Source organism: Escherichia sp. KTE159 (assembly GCF_000408805.1).
GTDB lineage: Bacteria > Pseudomonadota > Gammaproteobacteria > Enterobacterales > Enterobacteriaceae > Escherichia > Escherichia marmotae.
The window spans coordinates 1,304,049-1,324,973 of the sequence record NZ_KE137292.1 but is presented as its reverse complement, the minus strand read 5'-3'; the positions used below and the strand labels follow the sequence as shown (position 1 = coordinate 1,324,973).

Below are 20,925 nucleotides of genomic sequence, written 5' to 3'. Positions count from 1 at the left end.
TGACACAGTAGCATCACGTTTCTCAATGAATGTTAAACGATGTTTAAACTCGAGTAATCACGCTCTGTTCATCAATAAACATGCAGCGGTTTCTTCCGGTCTGCTTACCTTCATACATTGCTCTGTCTGCTCTTCCGATTACCGCATCCAGCGACTCTTCAGGAAATGCCCGGCTGACTCCAGCGGTCACGGTTATGTTGATATGCCCGTCAGAATGTGCAATTGCGTGGTTATCGACTAACTGGCAAATACGAACTCCGGCACGGCATGCCTCTTCATCATTAGCAGCTTTGACGATGATGATAAATTCTTCGCCGCCATAGCGATAAACCGTTTCGTAATCACGCGTCCAGGTAGCTAAGTAAGTTGCCAGCGTGCGTAATACCACATCGCCTATTAAATGCCCGTAGGTATCATTAACCAATTTAAATCGGTCTATATCCAGCAATATTAAATAGAGATTCAACGGCTCAGCATTGCGTAATTGATGATCAAAGGACTCATCAAGAACCCGACGACCGGGTAAGCCAGTCAGAACATCCATATTGCTACGAATAGTTAAAAGGTAAATTTTGTAATCGGTTAATGCCGCGGTAAAAGAAAGTAACCCGTCCTGAAATGCGTCAAAATGCGCTTCCTGCCAGCGATTTTCGACAATAGCCAGCATTAACTCCCGTCCGCAGATATGCATATGCTGATGCGCAGAATCCATTAGCCGAACGTAAGGTAATTCATCGTTATCGAGTGGCCCCAGATGATCAATCCACTGACCAAACTGGCACAGCCCATAAGAATGGTTATCTGTAATTTCTGGCTTACTGGCATCTTTCGCTACCACGCTGTGAAACATACTCACCAGCCACTGGTAATGGGCATCAATAGCCTTATTGAGATCTAACAAGATGGCATCGATTTCCGTTGTCTTCTTGATCATTGCCACTCCTTTTTCACAGTTCCTTGTGCGTTCTATTGTAACGGGAGAAAAGAAAACTTATGTCAACAATTCCATAGAAAAATATTTACTAATGGATAAAAACATAACCGCGTGATTTAAAACAAAATACGCAGAAAAAAATAATTAAATCTGGCAAAACAGGTTCAATTTAAGCCAGAAGATATAATACTGATTATGCCGAAGGGGGGAAAACAATGGCCAGATGGATTAGAGCATCTGGCAGTATTATAATTCTACAAATGTACGGAGATACCGAATAACAATTCCAGGCATAGCAGTGGGAAACTAAAAACAGAAATGAATAACATAGTATATATTGCCCCGGGCAGGAATCAGTCCGGGGCAATATGGGAGAGTTAAACATCCAGCCCGCGATGTTGCAACATTGGTGCAATCTGTGGTGCCTTACCGCGCCATTGACGATACAGACGTTCTAAATCTTCGCTGTTGCCTTTGGAGAGGATTGCCTCGCGAAAATATTGCCCATTTTCACGCGTTAATCCGCCCTGCTCAACAAACCACTGATAACCATCGTCTGCCAGCATTTGCGTCCACAGATACGCGTAGTAACCCGCCGCATATCCTCCGCCAAAAATGTGGGCGAAATAACTGCTGCGATAACGTGGCGGTACAGCAGGAAGATCCATATTTTCCGCCACCAGCGCCCGCTGTTCGAAATCGTCCACATCCTGCATCGCCTCATTCTCTTGCAAACAGTGCCAACGCATATCGAGAAGCGCAGCACTAAGCAGTTCGCTCATCTCATAGCCTTTATTGAACAGGCTGGCATTGCGCATTTTCTGTTGCAGAGTTTCCGGCATGGCTTCTCTGGTTTGATAATGTCGGGCATAGCGGGCGAACACCTGCGGATGCGTTGCCCAGTGTTCGTTGATTTGCGACGGAAATTCAACAAAATCACGCGGCGTATTGGTGCCGGAAAGCGTGGCATAACGCTGGCAGGCAAACAGACCATGCAATGTATGTCCAAACTCATGGAATAAGGTAATAACGTCATCCCACAGCAACAAGGCAGGCTCACCAGCGGCGGGTTTTTGATAATTGCAAACGTTATAAATTACCGGGCGCGTTTCATTGAGCGTAGATTGCTCGACAAAATTACCCATCCACGCGCCGCCACTTTTTGAATCACGGGCGAAGAAGTCACCGTAAAATAGCGCCAGTCCAACACCGTTATGATCAAAGATTTCCCAGACCCGCACATCCGGGTGATATACCGGTATATCAAACCGTTCGACAAACTTAATGCCGAAAAGCTGATTGGCGGTCCAGAATACCCCTTCATTCAGTACCGTGTTTAATTCAAAATAAGGTTTGAGTTGCGCCTCATCAAGATCGAATTTCTCACGACGTACCTGTTCGGCGTAAAACGCCCAGTCCCACGGCTGTGCGCTAAAACCGTCTTGCTGTTTTCCGATAACCGCCTGAATAGACGCTAATTCATCGCTCGCACGCTGACGCGCCGCCGGAACAATTTCCCGCATAAAGTTGAGTGCCGCTTCTGGCGTTTTTGCCATCTGGTCGGCTATTTTCCATGCGGCATAATGAGGGAAGCCAAGTAATGTTGCCTGTTGCGCGCGGATCTCCACCAGCCGTTGAATGATAGCGCGGGTATCGTTGGCATCGTTTTTTTCCGCACGCGTCCAGGCTGCAGTGAACAGTTTTTCACGTGTGGAACGATCGCGGAGTTCCGCAAGCGCCGGTTGTTGCGTAGTGTTCAGCAGCGGGATAAGCCATTTGTTATCCAGACCTTTCTCGCGAGCCGCCCCGGCCGCCAGGGCAATCTCTTGCTCACTCATGCCTGCCAGTTGCTGAATATCGTCAACCACCACTCCACCGGATTTGTTCGCAGCTAATAACCGCTGGTTAAACTGACTGGTCAGCGTCGCGGCTTCGGTGTTCAGCACTTTTAATTTTGCTTTATCCGCATCTTCAAGTTGGGCTCCGGCAAGGACAAAACGCTGATGAATAACGTCAACCAGTCTAATGGATTCACTATCAAGCCCCAGGGATCCGCGGCGCTGCCAGACTGCATCCACCCGCGCGAATAATTCGCCGTTCAGATAGATATCATTAGCCAGTTCCGCCAGTTCGGCGGAAAACTGTTCATCAAGACGCTGTAACTCATCGTTGGTATGCGCCGCTGTCATGGCAAAAAAGACGCTGGTGACGCGGGTAAGCAATTCACCGCTCTGTTCCAGCGCCAAAATCGTGTTAGTGAAATCAGGTGTCTGCGGGTTGATCGCGATAGCGGTAATCTCAGCCCGCTTTTGCCGCATCCCCTCGTCGAAAGCCGGACGATAGTGATGATCTGCAATTTGATCAAAACGGGGAGCCAGATACGGCAGTGTGCTTTGCACAAGGAAAGGGTTCATTGTTGTCATTTTCTTCTCCTGAACGCGAGGTGTCCCATAGCGTAGGCTGACTGGTAACGGAGTGCAAACCAGTATTACCTGCTCTTAAGCATCACGTGCTATGTTAAGGGACACACAAAAGCGTTGAGGAACAGTGAGATGATCGTTTTAGTAACTGGAGCAACGGCAGGTTTTGGTGAATGCATTACTCGTCGTTTTATTCAACAAGGCCATAAAGTTATCGCTACGGGTCGACGCCAGGAGCGGTTGCAGGAGTTAAAAGACGAGCTGGGCGATAACCTTTATATCGCCCAGCTCGATGTTCGTAATCGCGCCGCTATTGAAGAGATGATGGAATCGCTTCCTGCCGATTGGCGTGACATTGATATTCTGGTGAATAACGCCGGGCTGGCGCTGGGTATGGAACCTGCACATAAAGCCAGTGTCGAAGACTGGGAAACAATGATTGATACCAACAATAAAGGCCTGGTGTATATGACGCGTGCCGTGCTGCCTGGCATGGTTGAGCGTAATCGAGGTCATATTATTAACATTGGTTCAACGGCAGGTAGCTGGCCATATGCTGGTGGCAACGTTTATGGCGCAACAAAAGCATTCGTTCGTCAATTCAGCCTGAATCTGCGTACTGACCTGCATGGCACTGCGGTTCGTGTCACTGACATCGAGCCAGGTCTGGTCGGCGGTACTGAATTTTCCAATGTCCGCTTTAAAGGCGATGACGGTAAAGCGGAAAAAACCTATCAAAACACCGTTGCGCTGACGCCAGAAGATGTCTGTGAAGCCGTCTGGTGGGTGGCGACTCTCCCGGCTCACGTTAACATCAATACTCTGGAAATGATGCCAGTTACCCAGAGCTATGCCGGACTGAATATCCATCGCCATTAATTTTTATACCCGGCCTAACCGCCGGGTTATTGTTTGTCACAAAAAAGTGGTAGACTTGCTCAGTTAACCCACTCAAAAGCAAGAACGAATGACCGTCGAAACACAACTCAATCCCACGCAACCAGTCAATCAACAGATTTATCGTATTCTCCGTCGCGACATTGTGCATTGTCTGATTGCACCGGGTACGCCGTTATCGGAAAAAGAAGTTTCTGTTCGTTTCAATGTGTCGCGCCAGCCAGTTCGTGAAGCCTTCATTAAGCTGGCGGAAAATGGCCTGATTCAAATTCGCCCGCAACGTGGCAGCTACGTCAATAAAATCTCCATGACTCAGGTACGCAACGGTAGTTTTATCCGCCAGGCCATTGAGTGCGCCGTAGTCCGCAGAGCGGCGACCATGATTACCGATAGCCAGTGCTACCTGCTTGAGCAAAATCTCCACCAGCAACGTATAGCCATTGAACGCAAACAACTGGATGATTTTTTTGAACTTGATGATAACTTCCACCAAATCCTGACGCAGATTGCCGACTGTCAGCTCGCGTGGGACACCATTGAAAACCTGAAAGCGACCATTGACCGGGTACGCTATATGAGTTTTGACCACGTCTCGCCACCAGATATGTTGCTACGCCAACACATGGATATTTTTACTGCGCTACAAAAGCATGATGTCACTGCGGTAGAAAAAGCAATGACACTGCATTTGCAGGAAATAAGTGAATCCGTGCAGCAAATCCGCCAGGAAAACAGCGACTGGTTTAGCGAAGAGTAATTCATGTCCTCTCATCCCACCCGGGATGAGACTCCATTCCCTTCTTCTGGTTCATGCAAGCATCAAAAAAGATGTGAACTTGATCATAAACAAAAAAATATTCACTCGACAGGAGTATTTATATTGCGCCCGTTACGTGGGCTTCGACTGTAAATCAGAAAGGAGAAAACACCTATGACGACCTACGATCGTAACCGTAACGCAATCACCACTGGCAGCCGTGTTATGGTTAGCGGCACCGGTCACACTGGCAAGATCCTGTCGATTGATACTGAAGGTCTGACCGCAGAGCAAATCCGCCGCGGAAAAACCGTGGTTGTTGAAGGTTGTGATGAAAAACTCGCGCCTCTGGACCTGATTCGTCTCGGCATGAACTAAGCGTGTGAATGCCGCCGATGGCGGCATTGCTGTTTTTATGCCACGGTATATTTTGCCACGGTTGCTTTCGCGCCTTCAGTCAATAAAGACAAATACGCCTCTGTTACTTTATCTGTGAATAAAGCATTGTTCGGCAAATCGTTACCAAAGATCGCCTCAATCGCTATCAATGCCCGCACGCGTTCTTTCCCTTCCTCACTATTTTGTACGGTCTGCTGGATCACAGACAATAACGGGTCGCTGATCTCAATTGGATTACCCAGCTCATCTACACCGCCGACATAACGCATCCAACCCGCGACACCAAGCGCCAGGAGATTAAATGAACTGCCATGCGCCAAATGCCAGCGCACAGAATCCAGCATACGTTGCGGCAGTTTCTGACTACCATCCATCGCAATCTGCCAGGTCCGATGGCGTAAAGCAGGGTTACTGTAGCGCTCAATCAATCGGTTAGCATAATCTTGCAGATCCACCCCCTGCACTTTCAGCGTCGGTGCCTGTTCCTGCAACATTAATGTAAGCGCTGCACGGCGATAATTATCATCTTCCATACAATCATTAATATGCTGATAACCCGCCAGATATCCCAGATAAGCCAGGAAGGAATGGCTGCCGTTGAGCATACGCAGTTTCATCTCTTCATATGGCAGTACATCACTAACCAGTTCGGCTCCCGCTTTTTCCCATTCCGGGCGTCCGGCAACAAAGTTATCTTCAATCACCCACTGGCGGAAAGGTTCACAGGCAACACCTGCCGGATCACGCACACCGGCGAGTTGTTCGATTTTATCCAGTGTTTCTGCCGTGACCGCGGGTACAATGCGATCCACCATTGTCGATGGGAAAGTCACGTTTTCTACAATCCATTGCGCCAGTTTTTCGTCGACAGCACGCGCATAAGAAGTGACAACGTCACGCATAACATGACCATTCTCAGGCATGTTATCGCACGACATCACCGTAAATGCCTGTAACCCTGCCGCTTTACGTCGTGCCAACGCCTCGACGATAACCCCTGGTGCCGTTTTGGGCTGGTGAGGATTGTTCAGATCAGCGACGATCATTGGGTGATCCAACATTAACTGGCCGCTCGCCGGTGAGTGGAAATAACCTTTCTCCGTAATTGTCAGGGAGACAATAGCAATTTGCGGTTCACACATGGCAGCCAGTACCGCTTCCAAACCGTCGATTTGCACATGCAGCGCTTTTTTCACTACGCCAATGACACGAGCAGTCCAGGCATCTGCGGACATCTCCGCAACGGTATAGAGATTATCTTGTTGCTTTAGATCGACGATTTGCTGTTCCCCGCCGATTAAGTTGACCTCATAATATCCCCAGTCACTGAAATGTTCAGCGGCAAGAATATCGGCATACACGCCTTGATGCGCGCGATGAAATGCGCCAAAACCTAAATGAACAATTCGAGGTATCAAATTATTACGCTCATAGACAGGAAGCGTAGCCTTCGCTGATAACAAATTATTTCCCATGATCCCATATCCTAATTGTCAATAATATTCTTGACTATATGTAATTCTGCTTTACACATTTAACAATAAAACGCTTACATGCCTCATAAAAATCAAGGTGACACTTGTCACCTTGAATAATTTATATTAATGCTTTGCCCACTCCTGATATTCTGATTTTAATTTTCGTGGCGCAGTTTCTGGCATCAGAATCAAACCACCAATAGAAATAACACCAAGAACAATCACATAAATAGCCATGCCATAATAATGACCACCGGTAACCTGAAGGATTTTTACTGCAACCAACCCCAATACTCCGCTACCTATTAATGAGCCTAATTGCCAAATTAGAGCAATACCACTGCACCGAATATGGGTTGGGAATAACTCAGGGAAAAAAGATGCCTGCGGTGCATAACACATGCTATGACCAAAACTAATGACAATTATCATTACCAACTGTGTTAGCCAGAAGTTATCTTGATTGATAGCCAGGAAAAAAGGAATAATCATGATAACTTGTAATAAAGCGCCCATAATATAAACAGGTTTACGACCAATCTTGTCACAAAGCGCCCCCATTAAAGGAATTGCGAACACTTCTATAATGACGGCGACAATCATCGTCTCCATTAAAATATTAGCATCCAGATTGTTAGCTTTCCCGTAAGCCAATACAATTACAGTAAACATCGCGAATGTACAGGCTTCAATCAGTTTTGCGCAAACGCCTTTTGCTACAATGCCTGGATAATCACGTATAACTTCAATTAGAGGGCGAGACTCCTCTGCTTTTGTTTCCCTAATTTGAGCAAATACAGGAGACTCATCAATTTTTAAACGAATAAATAATCCTACGATTACAAGTAACAGGCTCAATAAAAATGGAATACGCCAACCATAGTCCATCATCGCTTCTGGAGTTAACGTCGCATTGAGTATTGCGAATAATGCCATCGGAAGTAAAAAGCCTACTGGAGCACCAATCTGAACCCAACTGGCAAAAAAACCACGTCGTTTGGGCTCAGCATATTCAGCAGTCATCAATACAGCACCAGCCTGTTCGCCTCCAACCCCAAAACCTTGTAAGACTCGTATAAATATTAATAATGCCGGAGCCCATATACCGATCTCTTCATAGGTTGGTAGTAACCCAATGCAAAAAGTGCCCAATCCAACAATTAAGATCGTAATAACCAATGCTTTTTTTCTTCCGACTTTATCACCTATATGCCCAAATACAATCCCTCCCAGAGGTCGAGCAAGAAAGCCAACAGCATATGTGGCAAACGCGGCCAGTGTACTAATTAAAGGATCATCACTGGGGAAAAATAAATGACCGAAAAATAATACTGCCGCTGTGCCATAAGCAAAAAAATCGTAGTATTCAGCAGCAGTACCAATCGCTGAAGCCGACGCAACACGTCGAACGACAGGTGTATTTTTGATTTCATTTTTTATATCGACGGAACTAACCATAAAAATATACCTTTGTAGGATTGAGGAATAATCAACATCCATGTCGCAAGTTTTTTACCTTACCAGTTCCATAACGTGCCATCTTCCAGACGTGCGACTGGCAGATAAGCAGGTTCGTAGGGATATTTCGCCGCCAGCTTTTCATCGAACTCGATGCCAATACCTGGCTTGTCACCCGGATGCATATAGCCGTTATCGAAGCTCCAGTTGTGCGGGAACACTTCGAGCATTTGTTCTGAGTAGCCCATGTATTCTTGTACGCCAAAATTCGGCACCCACAGGTCAAAGTGCAAAGCCGCAGCCATGCAGACTGGTGACAAATCGGAAGGGCCGTGTGAGCCTGTGCGCACCTGATAAAGCGAAGCAAAATCCGCAATCCGACGCATACCGGTAATGCCGCCTGCATGGGTCAGCGTGGTACGGATATAGTCGATAAGTTGCTCTTCAATGAGCTGTTTGCAGTCCCAAATGCTATTGAATACTTCACCCACCGCAATTGGCGTGACGGTATGTTGGCGAATCAGACGGAAACACTCCTGGTTTTCTGCGGGGGTCGGATCTTCCATCCAGAACATGCGAAAATCTTCAATGCTTTTACCAAAGCGCGCCGCTTCAATAGGTGTTAAGCGATGATGCATGTCATGCAGCAAATGTTCATCAAAACCAAACTTGTTACGTACCGCGTCGAACAGTTTTGGCATGAAGTCGAGATATTTTTCCGTTGACCACAACTGCTCTTCTGGCCACTGCCCTTTGGTCGCAGGTTCATAGGCCTGCCCTTTTCCTTTGGACATACCGTAAGTCGTTTTCATGCCAGGAATACCGCACTGCACGCGGATGGCCTTGAATCCCAGTTCCTGATGACGGGCATAATCATCCAGTGCCTCATCAATACTGTGACCGGTGGTATGGCAATAGACCATCACCCCTTCGCGAGAGGCGCCGCCGAGTAACTGGTAAAGCGGCATGTTGGCAGCTTTGGCTTTAATGTCCCATAGCGCCATATCAACGGCTGAAATGGCCGACATAGTCACCGGGCCGCGACGCCAGTAAGCACCTTTATAGAAAAACTGCCAGATATCTTCGATACGGTGGGCATCGCGGCCTATAAGTTGCGGACACAGGTGATCCTGCAAATAGGACGCAACGGAAAGCTCGCGTCCGTTGAGAGTGGCATCACCAAGACCGGTAATACCGTCCTCGGTGGTGATTTTTAAGGTGACGAAATTACGCCCCGGACAGGTAACAAAAACTTCAGCCCCTACAATCTTCATGTTCTATTCCTTGCATCGCTTATCGTGATGCATGAAATCTACGCAACTGAGCTACTACCATACAAGTATGAAGATCAAAAAAAGCCAGAACGATCACAAAAAAAAGCGCATATTTGCGCCATGAATAGTTCTAAAAATAGTCAAAACTTATTGTTTTTCAGTGCCCTGAAAACGCGTATGTCATTGATAATAAAATATCTTATAGACCAGAAAAATCAGGCACGTCCCCAGCCAGCAACAATAATCAACATACCGCAAAGCGCAATTATCGCGCCTGTCCAGTCGTAGAGACTGAGCTTCACCCCATCCACCACACGCAGCCAAATCAACGCCGTACAGACATAAACGCCACCATAAGCCGCATAAACTCGCCCACTTGCTGCGGGATGTAACGTTAACAGCCAGACAAACAGCGCCAGGGAAATCCCCGCCGGAACCAACAGCCAGACGCTGGCATTTCGTTTCAGCCATAACCAGGGTAAAAAGCAACCCATGATTTCACACAGGGCAGTAACAAAAAACAGTAACGTTGTTTTAATCATCTTTGTCACTTATTGACATCATGTATATTTATAGGGCGACATAATATCATCAACATATACATCCTTCTGTTACGTTTCGTGTTCACAGTGGATCGTGTAAAATCGCCTTTAATCATTCATACAAGGAATGAATCATGAATATCACTCTCTGCAAAAAACTCAGCCTGCTCGCTTTTCTGCTGCCTTGCGCACTGGCATTTAGCGCAACTACTCATGCAGAAACTAACAAACTGGTGATTGAATCTGGCGACAGCGCACAGAGTCGCCAGCAGGCGGCGATGGAAAAAGAGCAATGGAATGACACGCGTAATCTGCGTCAGAAAGTCAACAAACGCACCGAGAAAGAATGGGATAAAGCTGACGCCGCATTCGATAACCGCGATAAATGTGAGCAGAGTGCCAACATTAATGCCTACTGGGAGCCGAATACTTTACGCTGTCTGGACCGTCGTACTGGCCGCGTAATCATCCCCTAACCTGTTATTGATATAAGGAATGTAAGGACACGTTATGACAAGCGCCCACAGTGTTAAGCTACGTCCGCTGGAGCGTGAAGATTTACGCTATGTGCATCAACTCGACAATAACGCCAGCGTAATGCGTTACTGGTTTGAGGAACCCTACGAAGCCTTCGTTGAACTCTCTGATCTGTACGATAAACATATTCACGATCAGAGTGAACGCCGTTTCGTCGTGGAATGTGATGGCGAAAAAGCCGGTCTGGTAGAGCTGGTGGAAATTAACCACGTCCATCGCCGCGCTGAATTTCAGATAATCATCTCCCCGGAATACCAGGGTAAAGGTCTGGCAACCCGCGCCGCGACATTAGCGATGGATTATGGCTTCACTGTTCTTAATCTCTATAAACTTTATCTGATCGTCGATAAAGAGAATGAAAAAGCGATTCATATTTACCGTAAGCTCGGTTTTACGGTCGAAGGTGAACTGATGCATGAATTCTTTATTAACGGTCAATATCGCAATGCCATTCGCATGTGCATATTCCAGCATCAGTATCTGGCGGAACATAAAACGCAGGGGCAGACTCTACTGAAACCGACCGCGCAATAGCATTAATAATAATCAATGGTATTTTTGATGGTGTAAACCCGTTCGACAGCGGGTTTTTCCCCCTCATCCACAATGATTAATTGGCAGTCCACCGGATTGGCGTGGCTGTCATATTCACAGGTCTGCCTGATATTACCAACCTGTTGATTATTCAGCAAAGTAATGGCCGTATAATCGAGTTTTTTGATCGGATCCTTTGACGGTGTCGCGGTGACAGATAACGTTTTGTCGTTGCTTATTGTCGTTTTACCCAGCGGATACCCCTGGCCATCATACCGATACTCCATCTTCATCTGTTTACTGCTGGCTTTAACCACGAAGCCATTATCATCGGTTTCCCAACTCACCCCTGCGGAAGGTAATTCCGCTAACTGACATTTCCCCTGTAAACGTACTCGCTTCTCCAGCGTCTGTGCATCACGGTAATAATTTGCGTCTAACACCAGGGCAACTACAGTATTATTCTCCAGATCCAGCAATTCGAGAGAATCAAAACAGCCTTCTTCCGATAAAGTACCTGAAACGCGCTTCGTTACTTCCCCTTGCTCATTTATTAATGTCTGAGTGAAATCCTTAACCGGACCACGCAGCGGATCAAAATCGAATTCATTAGAGAAACTGGCCATCTCTGGCGTAAAAGAGAGCGTTACTTCTGTGCGGTCACATCCTGTAAGCGTTATCGCGAGCAAACATGGCAGTAATTTGGCATTCACATCAGTCACCTGACAGTAAAGATGATTCTCAATCATAGTAGCAAATACAGTAATTTACACGTGAAATGCTATGCTTAGGTAGTAATATTCATGTAAGGAGCCAATGATGAAAAACGTCGCCTGTAGTGCCGCACTTCTGCTCGCCCTGGCCTCATCCACAGTGCTCGCCGCGTCGGATTCTTGTGAGCGTATAAAAAGCGATATTTCACAGCGCATTATCAATAACGGCGTCCCGGAAAGCAGCTTCACTTTAAGTATTGTGCCGAATGATCAGGTTGATCAGCCTGATTCACAGGTCGTCGGGCATTGTGCCAACGACACGCATAAAATTCTCTATACCCGCACCACCAGCGGTAATGTTTCTGCCCACTCTCAACCAACCCATGATAGTGGCCCTGCCGAACCGCAGCAATAAACCTGTGGCTGCCTGATACGACGCTTACGCGTCTTATCAGGTCTACGTCCAGGTCTGGCGCGTGTGGTATTGTTATGCACTGGTCTAAGATGCAGGCTGTGTTCACTAATCCACGCCATAACCCTTGCCGGGTTTGTGCGGGAATGAATCCTCATACCTGATGGCGAGATGATCGGGCGTGCGCTCTTTTATGGCCTGCATATGACCGTCGGAATGGCCGTCGCAGGTTAACAAATTAGTGCGGGTTACCCCGCACGTTTCAGGATGATAAGAATGACGCATTTTTCACAACAAGATAATTTTTCTGTCGCGGCGCGCGTGCTGGGCGCGCTGTTTTATTACGCTCCAGAGAGTGCAGAAGCCTCTCCGCTGGTTTCTGCGTTAACCGGCGACGGCTGGGATACCCAGTGGCCCTTGTCACAAACGTCATTAGCACCGCTGGTAACGACTTTTAAGGAAGAGTGTGAAGAGTCGCGTAATCAGGCCTGGCAACGGCTGTTTGTCGGCCCGTATGCGCTACCGTCACCGCCGTGGGGATCTGTCTGGCTGGATCGCGAATCGGTGCTGTTTGGCGATTCTACATTGGCGCTCCGTCAATGGATGCGCGAAAAAGGCATTCAGTTTGAAATGAAACAAAACGAACCGGAAGATCATTTTGGTTCACTGCTATTGATGGCAGCATGGCTGGCAGAGAACGGTCGCCAGACCGAGTGCGAAGAATTGCTGGCGTGGCACCTTTTACCGTGGTCGACACGTTTTCTTGAGGTGTTTATCGAAAAAGCAGAACACCCTTTTTATCGCTCACTCGGTGAGCTGGCCCGTTTAACACTGGCACAATGGCAGTCACAATTGTTAATTCCTGTCGCGGTTAAGCCTCTGTTTCGTTGAATAATCGTTAGTATGACCGAAAGGCGGTAACTGCACGCCTTTCGGATAAAATAAGTGACAACGTCACGATTAATTTCTCATAAAGCACATACAGCTTTTGCTCCAGACCCCTTTTCCCGCAAAATAGATGCCTGTGTTTAATTTGCCATTTCTGCTCATGCATCATCTACACATCTACCCGGATCTACGCACCATGTTCCGCCGTCTGTTTATTGCGACGGTGATCGGTATTCTCGCGGCTCTTGCCGTCGCAGGGTTTCATCATGCGATGCTGTTGCTGGAGTGGTTGTTCCTGAACAATGATTCCGGAAGTCTGGTTAATGCTGCCATGAACCTTTCGCCGTGGCGTCGCCTGCTAACTCCGGCACTTGGCGGACTGGCAGCAGGTCTATTGCTGATGGGATGGCAGAAATTCACGCAACAACGCCCTCACGCGCCTACCGATTATATGGAGGCATTACAAACCGATGGGCAGTTTGATTATGCCACCAGTCTGGTCAAATCTTTCGCGTCTTTGCTGGTGGTGACGAGCGGCAGTGCCATTGGACGTGAAGGTGCGATGATCCTGTTGGCAGCGCTTGCCGCCTCCTGGTTTGCACAACGTCTTACACCGCGTGAAGAGTGGAAATTGTGGATTGCCTGTGGCGCTGCTGCGGGGATGGCTGCGGCCTATCGCGCCCCGCTTGCCGGAAGTTTGTTTATTGCTGAAGTGCTGTTTGGCACCATGATGCTGGCCTCTCTCGGTCCGGTGGTAATTTCCGCCGTAGTGGCACTGCTTGTCAGCCATCTTCTTAATAATAGCGATGCTTTGCTCTACAGCGTGCAACTCTCAGTAATAGTTAAGACCCATGACTATGCGCTGATTATTAGTACTGGTGTACTGATGGGACTGTGCGGTCCACTGTTTTTAAAGCTAATGAACGCCAGTCATCGGGGCTTTGTTAATCTCAAACTTGCGCCCCCCTGGCAACTGGCATTGGGAGGTTTGATCGTGGGACTGCTTTCCCTGCTCACACCGGCTGTGTGGGGCAACGGCTATAGTACGGTACAATCCTTTTTAACTGCCCCGCCACTGCTTACGGTCATTGCAGGGATCTTTCTTTGCAAACTTTTTGCCGTGCTGGCCAGCAGTGGTTCCGGCGCGCCAGGCGGTGTGTTTACGCCAACACTATTTATCGGACTGGCTATTGGTATGCTGTATGGTCGTAGCCTGGGGTTATGGCTTCCTGGCGGAGAAGAAATTACGCTGTTACTCGGGCTAACCGGGATGGCAACACTACTGGCTGCAACCACGCATGCGCCAATTATGTCGACATTGATGATATGCGAAATGACCGGGGAGTATCAGCTACTCCCCGGTTTATTAATTGCTTGTGTGATTGCGTCAGTAACGTCGCGGACGTTACACCGTGACTCTATCTACCGCCAACACACTGCGCAGCATGGGTAAGCGGATGTATTGCCCCAGTTCACGCTGTTCTGCGCGCGGCAAATAAGGCAGTTCGCCAATGAGCGGTGCCGGGAGTTTTTTACCCAATACATCTATGATTTCAGCGTAATGTGCTAACCCTGGGTTGATACGGTTAGCCACCCAGCCAATGAGCGGAAGACCATCGTTCGCAATCGCCTGTGCGGTCAGAAGCGCATGGTTAATACAGCCTTCCTGAATGCCCACCACCATCAACACCGGTAGCTGCTCCTGAACCACCCATTCAGAGAGCGGACGCAGGTCATTCATCAGACTACGCCAGCCGCCAGTGCCTTCGACCACCACATGGTCGACTTTATTCGTCAGGTTAGCCAGACCATTTGAAATGAGGGTGTAATTGATCGGGCAACTGTGCGCCACACTACTTTCTTCTTCGCTTAACGCAATGGGATTGACTGCTTCATAAGGCAGTTCAATAGATGAAACACTCTGCAACACCAGGGCATCTTTATTACGTAGCCCATCGGGTGTCTCTTTGCTCCCCTTCGCTACGGGTTTATACCCCGCAACCGTTTTTCCCTGGGAGGCTAACGCTTGTAGCAATGCGCGGGAAACCACCGTTTTCCCTACAGAAGTGTCTGTACCTGTTATAAAGAAACGCTTCAGCATCACTAACTCCACCGTTATGCTTCACAAATATAAGCCAGGAAAATAATTCAACTTTGGAAGTCTAAGTTATGCTTTCCTGCCCCAATTTGAGATAGCGCAAATTTTGGTAGAACAGTTAAAAAATGTTAACCCTGCAACAGACGAATCAACAAAGAACCGTTATACATAGCGTCTTTTACCAATGCGGCTCCCGCCATCGTCCCCTGATTAGAAAACTGAGTGCTTTCGACGCTAATGTGCTGGCTGTAGGCAGGAAGCGCCTGCTGACGGATGCTGTCAGAAATGACAGGGAACAGGATCTCTGCCGCTTTGCTTAACGGTGAACCAATCAGTATTTTTTGTGGGTTAAATAAATTCACCATGATGGCAAGAATGCGCCCAACATGCGCCCCCACACCGGTAATAATATCTTTTGCCAGCAGATCGCCCCGCAGTGCCGCCTGGCACAATGAGTCCACGGTTAACGGCTGTCCGTGTAACATCGAACTCATGGATTGATTCAAACGTAATTGCGCCAGTTCAAGAATGCTGTCAACACTGGCGATGGTTTCCAGGCAGCCGTGGTTACCGCAATAACAGCGTTTTCCATAGGGGTCGACCTGAGTGTGGCCTATCTCCACAAGGCTACTGCTTCCTGCGTGTAACAGATGACCATCGGTAATCACACCCGCTCCCACATTGTGATCGATAACCACCTGAATCACATCGCGCGCTCCGCGGGATGCGCCGAACAAGGCCTCGGCCATCGTCCATGCGCTGATATCATGCTGAATATAAACCGGTACACCGGTATGCTGCTCAAGCGCTTCACCGAGCGGCATCTCTTTTACGTCCTCGTAGAACGGCATACGATGTACAATACCATTTTCCGTATCAATAATTCCCGGCATGGTAATGGCAATAGAAGTCAGGCGCTCGAGTTTTTTCTGATGGCGAATAAAAAACTGATCAATATGAGTAATGATGCGATCCAACAGCGGTAATTCATCCTGCAGCGCCAACTCCAGCGAGTCTTCCACCACCAACTTGCTGCTTAAATCACGCAGTGCAAGAAAAATCTCGCCACGACTAATACGCAAAGAAAGATAGTGCCAGGCTTCCGTTTCTACTACCAACCCCACCGCCGGACGGCCACGGTTTCCAGCCTCTTTAATTTCCAGCTCTTGCACCAGGTGCGCTTCAAGCATTTCGCGGACAATTTTGGTAATACTGGCTGGCGCGAGCTGCGCCATGCGAGAAAGGTCGATACGCGAAATGGGACCAAGCTGATCAATCAGGCGATATACAGCACCTGCGTTGGTCTGCTTTATTTGATCAATGTGCCCCGGCTGGTTTTCAGCAACCACCTCATACTCCCTATATTTTCGCGCTCCGAAATAATCTGTAGGCTATGGTGAAGCACTTCAATGCGTAACGTCAAATTTTTACTTAGCCATGTGATTGACAGCACATTTTTCGGGATTTTTTGCTGAATTTTTCCTCATCAGAGAGCATTCAGTAGCTGAATACGAAAGTTACGTGCTGCCGGGCTTTGTTCATGATGTTTTGGCCAAACCAGCCACATCTCAGAAACCGCATCCTCTTCCGCAATAGATACCCAACGCATTTCATTGAGTTGTACGCGTTTGAAAGAAGCGGGCAAAATCGAAACGCCAAGACCCGCGGAAACCAGGCCGATGATAGTCATCGCCTCGCCGACTTCCTGGGTGATGACTGGGGTGAGATTGTAACGTCGCATCAGGCCGAGAATGTCATCATACAGCCCCGTCCCTACGTGCGGATCAAAAAAAACAAAGGGTTCTTTTGCCAGTTCCGCCAGCGTTACATTCGATTTATTGGCCAAAGGATGATCATGCGGGATCATCGCCATAAGTGGTTCATGCACAATGACCGCGTGGTCCAGCGTCTCCGGCAACACAGTATTTCGTAGCAACCCCATATCCAGCGTCCCTTCGATAAGGGGTGCTATTTGCTCGCGGGTGTTCATCTCGCGTGTCTGCAAATGAACATCAGGAAATTCGCGACGAAACAGCGATAAGGTATCAGATACTGCGCGAATAAATGGCGCTGATGAGGTAAAGCCAATGCGTAACTCTCCCGCCTCTCCCTGATGCAGGCGTTCAGCGCGAGCGGCAGCGTCATCCACCATAGACAGGATTTGCCGACTATCAGCAAGGAACTGCTTCCCTGCTGCCGTCAGCATTACGCTGCGATTGGTTCGTGCCAGCAGTCGCGCGCCAATTTGTTGCTCCAGTATCTGAATCTGCTGGCTTAGCGGCGGTTGTGAAATATTCAGTCGGGCAGCAGCGCGACCAAAATGCAGCTCTTCCGCAACAGCAATGAAGTAACGAAGGTGGCGCAATTCAATATTCATATTTTAAACATCTTATTTGAGACTATTAATATATTAGACATAACAATTCGATTTTCCTAATCTATTCCTAATCCCACATCACGGGCATATTTAGCAAGGATTTCAAGTGAGTCGTACTACAACTGTTGATGGCACTCCGGCAAGTGACACTGACAAGAAAAACCTTTCCCGGACAAACGAATTCATTAAACGCGGTACGCCGCAATTTATGCGTGTCACTCTGGCTCTATTCTCGGCCGGGCTGGCAACCTTTGCGCTTCTTTATTGTGTGCAGCCTATTCTTCCGGTGCTTTCGCAAGAATTTGGCTTAACGCCTGCTAACAGTAGTATTTCACTGTCAATTTCAACGATCATGCTTGCCATTGGTTTACTATTTACTGGCCCACTTTCCGATGCCATAGGTCGCAAGCCGGTGATGGTGACGGCACTACTGTTGGCCTCCATCTGCACGTTACTTTCGACGATGATGACTAGCTGGCACGGTATTTTGATTATGCGCGCCTTGATTGGTCTGTCGTTAAGCGGCGTAGCTGCCGTTGGCATGACCTACCTTAGCGAAGAGATCCACCCCAGTTTTGTGGCATTTTCAATGGGGCTGTACATCAGCGGCAACTCAATTGGCGGTATGAGTGGGCGCTTAATCAGCGGGGTATTTACTGACTTCTTTAACTGGCGAATTGCTCTGGCGGTTATTGGCTGTTTCGCTCTGACCTCAGCGTTAATGTTCTGGAAAATCCTCCCGGAGTCACGCCATTTCCGCCCATCCTCGTTGCGCCCAAAAACGCTGTTTATTAACTTCCGTCTGCACTGCCGTGATCAGGGATTACCCTTATTATTCGTCGAAGGTTTTTTGCTGATGGGGTCGTTCGTCACTCTGTTTAATTACATTGGTTATCGGTTGATGCTTCCCCCCTGGCATGTCAGTCAGGCCGTGGTTGGCTTATTATCGCTAGTCTATTTGACTGGCACCTGGAGTTCGCCAAAAGCAGGCACCATGACTACCCGCTTCGGTCGTGGTCCGGTGATGTTATTTTCGACAGGTGTCATGCTTTTTGGCCTTCTCCTGACATTGTTCAACCCACTGTGGTTGATTTTTGCCGGTATGATGCTTTTCTCTACAGGATTCTTTGCCGCTCACTCTGTCGCCAGTAGCTGGATTGGCCCACGTGCTAAACGCGCCAGAGGCCAGGCTTCCTCGCTGTATCTATTTTGTTACTATCTGGGTTCAAGTATTGCAGGGACATTAGGTGGCGTCTTCTGGCATAACTATGGCTGGAACGGCGTCGGTGCATTTATTGCCGTGATGTTGGTGGTCGCTATTCTGGTCGGAACACGTTTACATCATCGCCTGCACGCCTGAAAAATAAGCCCGGACTGAGTTAAAACCTGTCCGGGCTTATTGTCTGCTCAACTCAACGTTAATAACCATCCCAAAATAGACGAAGTGCCGGCCATTTCCCGCAGTGCATCTAACGCCATCAGGATAATAAGCACCCAAATAAACGGATTCATTTTGCTGTGTGTCATTTATTGTTAATACACGGTGATTCTACCAATTTATAGGTAATGAAAAAGTTAAGTCAATCAATACTACCGATATTGGTGGGAAAATCTCCTTAAGTCACAATGCGTTATTATTTCTCACGTCATCGCTACTCGCTTTGTACATATCGTTACATGCCGAAACCAACCACTCACGGAAGCCTGCTATTTCCAGAGATATAGTCATTACATCGGCCCCGCAGTGGGGTTGCATAAAAAACCAAATTGAGGGTATGACAATGAAAAAAGTATTAGCTCTGGTTGTTGCCGCTGCTATGGGTCTCTCTTCTGCTGCCTTTGCCGCAGAGACTGCGACCACGCCTGCTCCGACTGCTGCTACCAAAGCAGCACCTGCAAAAACCATTCATCATAAAAAACAGCATAAAGCAGCGCCCGCCCAGAAAGCGCAAGCGGCTAAAAAACATCATAAAAAAGCAAAAACTGAACAGAAAGCACCTGAGCAAAAAGCACAGGCCGCCAAAAAGCACAGCAAAAAACACAGCCAGCAACAACCGACAAAACCTGCAGTACAGCCAGCCGCATAAGTTTTCGACAGCAATAGTGGCGCGCCCCCTCGCGCCTGAAAATTACGGTGCTAAGCGGGTAACGTTTAGCACCGCCTTTAGCGGAGGGTACTATGGTGGGCCGTTATCGCTTTGAGTTCATTCTTATCATCCTTATTTTATGTGCGCTGATTGCCGCCCGTTTTTATCTTTCCTGAGCGTAGTTATCTGATTTTACTCCCACTTTCATCCCGTCCCGTCTATAGTATTTACGAGGGTTTGCTTTTAATAATCATAATTACTCGCCAGAGTGTGATATGCGTACAACCATTGCTGTAGTACTGGGTGCAATTAGTCTGACATCTGCATTTGTGTTTGCGGATAAACCGGACGATCCTAAATCGGCTCATGATGAGGTCAGCACCCTATTTTTTGGTCATGATGATCGTGTACCGGTAAATAACACGACCCAATCGCCGTGGGATGCGGTTGGGCAACTGGAAACGGCCAGCGGCAATTTATGTACGGCGACGCTGATTGCGCCTAATCTCGCATTAACTGCGGGCCACTGTTTATTAACGCCACCAAAAGGTAAACCAGACAAAGCAATTGCGCTGCGTTTTGTTTCGAATAAAGGGCTATGGCGCTATGAGATCCACGATATTGAAGGTCGTGTTGATCCGACGCTAGGGAAACGGTTAAAGGCTGATGGTGATGGCTGGATTGTCCCGCCCGCAGCCGCGCCGTGGGATTTCGGTTTGATTGTGCTGCGCAATCCCCCTTCTGGCATTACGCCGTTGCCATTATTTGAGGGAGATAAAGCCGCGCTTACCGCCGCATTAAAAGCGGCTGGTCGTAAAGTGACTCAGGCGGGGTATCCCGAAGATCATCTTGATACCTTATACAGCCATCAAAATTGCGAAGTGACTGGCTGGGCGCAAACCTCGGTGATGTCGCATCAGTGCGATACCCTGCCGGGTGACAGCGGTTCGCCACTGATGCTGCATACTGATGACGGCTGGCAGTTAATTGGTGTGCAAAGTTCAGCTCCTGCAGCGAAAGATCGCTGGCGCGCCGATAACCGGGCCATTTCTGTCACCGGTTTTCGCGACAAGTTAGAAGAACTGACCCGGCAATAATGTTCAAACGCTGCCCGCATTGT

23 protein-coding genes and 1 pseudogene are annotated in these 20,925 nt (G+C 48.1%); 13 read left to right on the top strand and 11 right to left on the bottom strand.

Annotated features, from left to right (window positions below):
• Window positions 1–43: 43 nt before the first annotated feature.
• Together dgcZ and dcp are read right to left on the bottom strand one after the other, a co-directional pair.
• Entirely contained in the window at window positions 44–934 is an 891-nt protein-coding gene (gene dgcZ / locus A31E_RS15125) for a diguanylate cyclase DgcZ (protein WP_000592792.1), read from the bottom strand.
• A gap of 377 nt (window positions 935–1,311) precedes the next feature.
• Window positions 1,312–3,357 carry a peptidyl-dipeptidase Dcp gene (gene dcp, locus A31E_RS15130; protein WP_000210381.1) on the bottom strand — a complete coding sequence of 682 codons (2,046 nt, stop codon included), beginning with the start codon at window positions 3,355–3,357 and terminating at the stop codon, window positions 1,312–1,314.
• A 129-nt stretch (window positions 3,358–3,486) separates the two neighbouring features.
• Between dcp and ydfG the strand changes: the two genes are divergently transcribed.
• The 3 genes from ydfG (at window position 3,487) to ydfZ (ending at window position 5,386) form a co-directional block, all read left to right on the top strand.
• A complete protein-coding gene (gene ydfG / locus A31E_RS15135; RefSeq protein WP_000636576.1) occupies window positions 3,487–4,233 on the top strand; it encodes a bifunctional NADP-dependent 3-hydroxy acid dehydrogenase/3-hydroxypropionate dehydrogenase YdfG in 747 nt (248 codons plus the stop codon).
• 88 nt (window positions 4,234–4,321) lie between these two features.
• The gene (locus tag A31E_RS15140; protein WP_000215557.1) at window positions 4,322–5,008 is read left to right on the top strand and encodes a GntR family transcriptional regulator; all 687 of its coding nucleotides are present in this window, start codon (window positions 4,322–4,324) and stop codon (window positions 5,006–5,008) included.
• A 174-nt stretch (window positions 5,009–5,182) separates the two neighbouring features.
• Window positions 5,183–5,386: a putative selenium delivery protein YdfZ gene (gene ydfZ / locus A31E_RS15145; protein WP_000214710.1), complete on the top strand. Its 204-nt coding sequence runs from the start codon at window positions 5,183–5,185 to the stop codon at window positions 5,384–5,386.
• 35 nt (window positions 5,387–5,421) lie between these two features.
• Here ydfZ and A31E_RS15150 read toward each other — a convergent pair whose 3' ends face one another.
• The 4 genes from A31E_RS15150 to A31E_RS15165 all read right to left on the bottom strand — a co-directional run bounded on the left by A31E_RS15150 (window position 5,422) and on the right by A31E_RS15165 (window position 10,159).
• Complete coding sequence (locus A31E_RS15150) at window positions 5,422–6,882, bottom strand: mannitol dehydrogenase family protein (RefSeq protein ID WP_000527834.1); 1,461 nt, start codon at window positions 6,880–6,882, stop codon at window positions 5,422–5,424.
• 126 nt (window positions 6,883–7,008) lie between these two features.
• A complete protein-coding gene (locus tag A31E_RS15155) occupies window positions 7,009–8,343 on the bottom strand; it encodes an MFS transporter (protein ID WP_000255059.1) in 1,335 nt (444 codons plus the stop codon).
• Between the two features lie 59 nt (window positions 8,344–8,402).
• Entirely contained in the window at window positions 8,403–9,617 is a 1,215-nt protein-coding gene (gene rspA / locus A31E_RS15160) for a starvation-sensing protein RspA (protein WP_000706280.1), read from the bottom strand.
• A 215-nt stretch (window positions 9,618–9,832) separates the two neighbouring features.
• Window positions 9,833–10,159 carry a YnfA family protein gene (locus A31E_RS15165; RefSeq protein WP_001516354.1) on the bottom strand — a complete coding sequence of 109 codons (327 nt, stop codon included), beginning with the start codon at window positions 10,157–10,159 and terminating at the stop codon, window positions 9,833–9,835.
• Window positions 10,160–10,293: 134 nt separating this feature from the next.
• Here A31E_RS15165 and A31E_RS15170 point away from each other — a divergent pair, with 134 nt between their 5' ends.
• Window positions 10,294–10,635 carry a DUF1283 family protein gene (locus A31E_RS15170; protein WP_001027860.1) on the top strand — a complete coding sequence of 114 codons (342 nt, stop codon included), beginning with the start codon at window positions 10,294–10,296 and terminating at the stop codon, window positions 10,633–10,635.
• Between the two features lie 34 nt (window positions 10,636–10,669).
• Window positions 10,670–11,230, top strand: a complete 561-nt coding sequence (gene speG, locus A31E_RS15175) for a spermidine N1-acetyltransferase (protein ID WP_000199502.1) — start codon at window positions 10,670–10,672, stop codon at window positions 11,228–11,230.
• 2 nt (window positions 11,231–11,232) lie between these two features.
• On the opposite strand, the gene A31E_RS15180 is transcribed toward speG, so the two are convergent.
• Complete coding sequence (locus A31E_RS15180; RefSeq protein WP_085947941.1) at window positions 11,233–11,943, bottom strand: YnfC family lipoprotein; 711 nt, start codon at window positions 11,941–11,943, stop codon at window positions 11,233–11,235.
• 106 nt (window positions 11,944–12,049) lie between these two features.
• Between A31E_RS15180 and A31E_RS15185 the strand changes: the two genes are divergently transcribed.
• From A31E_RS15185 to clcB, 4 genes and pseudogenes are all read left to right on the top strand, one after another.
• Entirely contained in the window at window positions 12,050–12,358 is a 309-nt protein-coding gene (locus tag A31E_RS15185) for a DUF1161 domain-containing protein (protein WP_000799836.1), read from the top strand.
• Between the two features lie 147 nt (window positions 12,359–12,505).
• Window positions 12,506–12,589 (top strand): annotated as a pseudogene (locus tag A31E_RS26405) (hypothetical protein); the annotation flags it as partial.
• 42 nt (window positions 12,590–12,631) lie between these two features.
• Complete coding sequence (dmsD, locus tag A31E_RS15190; protein WP_000148720.1) at window positions 12,632–13,246, top strand: Tat proofreading chaperone DmsD; 615 nt, start codon at window positions 12,632–12,634, stop codon at window positions 13,244–13,246.
• Between the two features lie 157 nt (window positions 13,247–13,403).
• Window positions 13,404–14,696 carry a voltage-gated ClC-type chloride channel ClcB gene (clcB, locus tag A31E_RS15195; RefSeq protein ID WP_071990846.1) on the top strand — a complete coding sequence of 431 codons (1,293 nt, stop codon included), beginning with the start codon at window positions 13,404–13,406 and terminating at the stop codon, window positions 14,694–14,696.
• Here clcB and bioD read toward each other — a convergent pair.
• The 3 genes from bioD to A31E_RS15210 form a co-directional block, all read right to left on the bottom strand.
• On the bottom strand, window positions 14,649–15,344 hold the full coding sequence (bioD, locus tag A31E_RS15200) for a dethiobiotin synthase (protein WP_000919218.1): 696 nt from the start codon (window positions 15,342–15,344) through the stop codon (window positions 14,649–14,651). The two genes, clcB and bioD, sit on opposite strands and share 48 nt — an antisense overlap.
• Window positions 15,345–15,469: 125 nt before the next feature.
• Window positions 15,470–16,690, bottom strand: coding sequence for a sugar metabolism global transcriptional regulator Mlc (mlc, locus tag A31E_RS15205; RefSeq protein ID WP_000225254.1), 1,221 nt, complete (start codon window positions 16,688–16,690; stop codon window positions 15,470–15,472).
• A gap of 137 nt (window positions 16,691–16,827) precedes the next feature.
• On the bottom strand, window positions 16,828–17,718 hold the full coding sequence (locus A31E_RS15210; protein WP_001516353.1) for a LysR family transcriptional regulator: 891 nt from the start codon (window positions 17,716–17,718) through the stop codon (window positions 16,828–16,830).
• 106 nt (window positions 17,719–17,824) lie between these two features.
• On the opposite strand from A31E_RS15210, the gene A31E_RS15215 reads away from it, so the two are divergent.
• Window positions 17,825–19,078, top strand: a complete 1,254-nt coding sequence (locus A31E_RS15215) for an MFS transporter (RefSeq protein WP_000091861.1) — start codon at window positions 17,825–17,827, stop codon at window positions 19,076–19,078.
• 47 nt (window positions 19,079–19,125) lie between these two features.
• Here A31E_RS15215 and A31E_RS26745 read toward each other — a convergent pair whose 3' ends face one another.
• Window positions 19,126–19,230, bottom strand: coding sequence for a KPN_01571 family protein (locus A31E_RS26745; protein ID WP_212632918.1), 105 nt, complete (start codon window positions 19,228–19,230; stop codon window positions 19,126–19,128).
• Window positions 19,231–19,499: 269 nt separating this feature from the next.
• Here A31E_RS26745 and asr point away from each other — a divergent pair, with 269 nt between their 5' ends.
• From asr to A31E_RS15225, 3 genes are all read left to right on the top strand, one after another.
• A complete protein-coding gene (asr, locus tag A31E_RS15220) occupies window positions 19,500–19,805 on the top strand; it encodes an acid resistance repetitive basic protein Asr (protein ID WP_016248685.1) in 306 nt (101 codons plus the stop codon).
• 92 nt (window positions 19,806–19,897) lie between these two features.
• Window positions 19,898–19,981, top strand: a complete 84-nt coding sequence (locus A31E_RS0122510; RefSeq protein WP_000233090.1) for a small membrane protein YdgU — start codon at window positions 19,898–19,900, stop codon at window positions 19,979–19,981.
• Window positions 19,982–20,080: 99 nt separating this feature from the next.
• The gene (locus A31E_RS15225) at window positions 20,081–20,902 is read left to right on the top strand and encodes a trypsin-like serine peptidase (protein ID WP_001260827.1); all 822 of its coding nucleotides are present in this window, start codon (window positions 20,081–20,083) and stop codon (window positions 20,900–20,902) included.
• Window positions 20,903–20,925: the final 23 nt, after the last annotated feature.

Coding starts and splice junctions, on each gene's coding strand:
- dgcZ (WP_000592792.1), bottom strand. CDS start 934: ATGATCAAGAAGACAACGGAAATCGATGCCATCTTGTTAGATCTCAAT.
- dcp (WP_000210381.1), bottom strand. CDS start 3,357: ATGACAACAATGAACCCTTTCCTTGTGCAAAGCACACTGCCGTATCTG.
- ydfG (WP_000636576.1), top strand. CDS start 3,487: ATGATCGTTTTAGTAACTGGAGCAACGGCAGGTTTTGGTGAATGCATT.
- A31E_RS15140 (WP_000215557.1), top strand. CDS start 4,322: ATGACCGTCGAAACACAACTCAATCCCACGCAACCAGTCAATCAACAG.
- ydfZ (WP_000214710.1), top strand. CDS start 5,183: ATGACGACCTACGATCGTAACCGTAACGCAATCACCACTGGCAGCCGT.
- A31E_RS15150 (WP_000527834.1), bottom strand. CDS start 6,882: ATGGGAAATAATTTGTTATCAGCGAAGGCTACGCTTCCTGTCTATGAG.
- A31E_RS15155 (WP_000255059.1), bottom strand. CDS start 8,343: ATGGTTAGTTCCGTCGATATAAAAAATGAAATCAAAAATACACCTGTC.
- rspA (WP_000706280.1), bottom strand. CDS start 9,617: ATGAAGATTGTAGGGGCTGAAGTTTTTGTTACCTGTCCGGGGCGTAAT.
- A31E_RS15165 (WP_001516354.1), bottom strand. CDS start 10,159: ATGATTAAAACAACGTTACTGTTTTTTGTTACTGCCCTGTGTGAAATC.
- A31E_RS15170 (WP_001027860.1), top strand. CDS start 10,294: ATGAATATCACTCTCTGCAAAAAACTCAGCCTGCTCGCTTTTCTGCTG.
- speG (WP_000199502.1), top strand. CDS start 10,670: ATGACAAGCGCCCACAGTGTTAAGCTACGTCCGCTGGAGCGTGAAGAT.
- A31E_RS15185 (WP_000799836.1), top strand. CDS start 12,050: ATGAAAAACGTCGCCTGTAGTGCCGCACTTCTGCTCGCCCTGGCCTCA.
- dmsD (WP_000148720.1), top strand. CDS start 12,632: ATGACGCATTTTTCACAACAAGATAATTTTTCTGTCGCGGCGCGCGTG.
- clcB (WP_071990846.1), top strand. CDS start 13,404: ATGCATCATCTACACATCTACCCGGATCTACGCACCATGTTCCGCCGT.
- bioD (WP_000919218.1), bottom strand. CDS start 15,344: ATGCTGAAGCGTTTCTTTATAACAGGTACAGACACTTCTGTAGGGAAA.
- A31E_RS15210 (WP_001516353.1), bottom strand. CDS start 17,718: ATGAATATTGAATTGCGCCACCTTCGTTACTTCATTGCTGTTGCGGAA.
- A31E_RS26745 (WP_212632918.1), bottom strand. CDS start 19,230: ATGAATCCGTTTATTTGGGTGCTTATTATCCTGATGGCGTTAGATGCA.
- asr (WP_016248685.1), top strand. CDS start 19,500: ATGAAAAAAGTATTAGCTCTGGTTGTTGCCGCTGCTATGGGTCTCTCT.
- A31E_RS0122510 (WP_000233090.1), top strand. CDS start 19,898: ATGGTGGGCCGTTATCGCTTTGAGTTCATTCTTATCATCCTTATTTTA.
- A31E_RS15225 (WP_001260827.1), top strand. CDS start 20,081: ATGCGTACAACCATTGCTGTAGTACTGGGTGCAATTAGTCTGACATCT.